Annotated in this window: 1 protein-coding gene; it reads left to right on the top strand. The window is 33.1% G+C overall.

From position 1 onward, the window contains the following. Positions 1–187: 187 nt before the first annotated feature. Positions 188–1,450 carry an IS1380-like element ISEcp1 family transposase gene (locus ACMWKA_RS25630; protein ID WP_414760695.1) on the top strand — a complete coding sequence of 421 codons (1,263 nt, stop codon included), beginning with the start codon at positions 188–190 and terminating at the stop codon, positions 1,448–1,450. The last annotated feature ends 207 nt before the right edge of the window (positions 1,451–1,657 follow it).

Raw genomic sequence — 1,657 nt, 5'->3', positions numbered from 1 at the left:
ACCTAGATTCTACGTCAGTACTTCAAAAAGCATAATCAAAGCCTTGATAAATATGCATTCCTTCGAAATTCAGCTTTCACCCATTGGGTGAAAGAAAAGTGCTCAAAAATATGTTAAATTATCAGCTTTTATGACTCGATATATGGTAAAATAATAGTAAGAAAAGTAGTAAAAAGGGGTTCTAATTATGATTAATAAAATTGATTTCAAAGCTAAGAATCTAACATCAAATGCAGGTCTTTTTCTGCTCCTTGAGAATGCAAAAAGCAATGGGATTTTTGATTTTATTGAAAATGACCTCGTATTTGATAATGACTCAACAAATAAAATCAAGATGAATCATATAAAGACCATGCTCTGCGGTCACTTCATTGGCATTGATAAGTTAGAACGTCTAAAGCTACTTCAAAATGATCCCCTCGTCAACGAGTTTGATATTTCCGTAAAAGAACCTGAAACAGTGTCACGGTTTCTAGGAAACTTCAACTTCAAGACAACCCAAATGTTTAGAGACATTAATTTTAAAGTCTTTAAAAAACTGCTCACTAAAAGTAAATTGACATCCATTACGATTGATATTGATAGTAGTGTAATTAACGTAGAAGGTCATCAAGAAGGTGCGTCAAAAGGATATAATCCTAAGAAACTGGGAAACCGATGCTACAATATCCAATTTGCATTTTGCGACGAATTAAAAGCATATGTTACCGGATTTGTAAGAAGTGGCAATACTTACACTGCAAACGGTGCTGCGGAAATGATCAAAGAAATTGTTGCTAACATCAAATCAGACGATTTAGAAATTTTATTTCGAATGGATAGTGGCTACTTTGATGAAAAAATTATCGAAACGATAGAATCTCTTGGATGCAAATATTTAATTAAAGCCAAAAGTTATTCTACACTCACCTCACAAGCAACGAATTCATCAATTGTATTCGTTAAAGGAGAAGAAGGTAGAGAAACTACAGAACTGTATACAAAATTAGTTAAATGGGAAAAAGACAGAAGATTTGTCGTATCTCGCGTACTGAAACCAGAAAAAGAAAGAGCACAATTATCACTTTTAGAAGGTTCCGAATACGACTACTTTTTCTTTGTAACAAATACTACCTTGCTTTCTGAAAAAATAGTTATATACTATGAAAAGCGTGGTAATGCTGAAAACTATATCAAAGAAGCCAAATACGACATGGCGGTGGGTCATCTCTTGCTAAAGTCATTTTGGGCGAATGAAGCCGTGTTTCAAATGATGATGCTTTCATATAACCTATTTTTGTTGTTCAAGTTTGATTCCTTGGACTCTTCAGAATACAGACAGCAAATAAAGACCTTTCGTTTGAAGTATGTATTTCTTGCAGCAAAAATAATCAAAACCGCAAGATATGTAATCATGAAGTTGTCGGAAAACTATCCGTACAAGGGAGTGTATGAAAAATGTCTGGTATAATAAGAATATCATCAATAAAATTGAGTGTTGCTCTGTGGATAACTTGCAGAGTTTATTAAGTATCATTGCAGCAAAGATGAAATCAATGATTTATCAAAAATGATTGAAAGGTGGTTGTAAATAATGTTACAATGTGTGAGAAGCAGTCTAAATTCTTCGTGAAATAGTGATTTTTGAAGCTAATAAAAAACACACGTGGAATTTAGG

Origin of the sequence: Enterobacter sp. 03-F-07-AD-ECC, assembly GCF_047530935.1 — a bacterium.
GTDB classification, from domain to species: Bacteria; Pseudomonadota; Gammaproteobacteria; order Enterobacterales; family Enterobacteriaceae; genus Enterobacter; species Enterobacter cloacae.
The sequence above is the reverse complement of the archived record's forward strand: the minus strand, read 5'-3'. Positions and strand labels throughout refer to the sequence as shown.

Excerpts from the sequence above, each read along its gene's own strand:
- ACMWKA_RS25630 (WP_414760695.1), top strand. The coding sequence starts at position 188 with ATGATTAATAAAATTGATTTCAAAGCTAAGAATCTAACATCAAATGCA.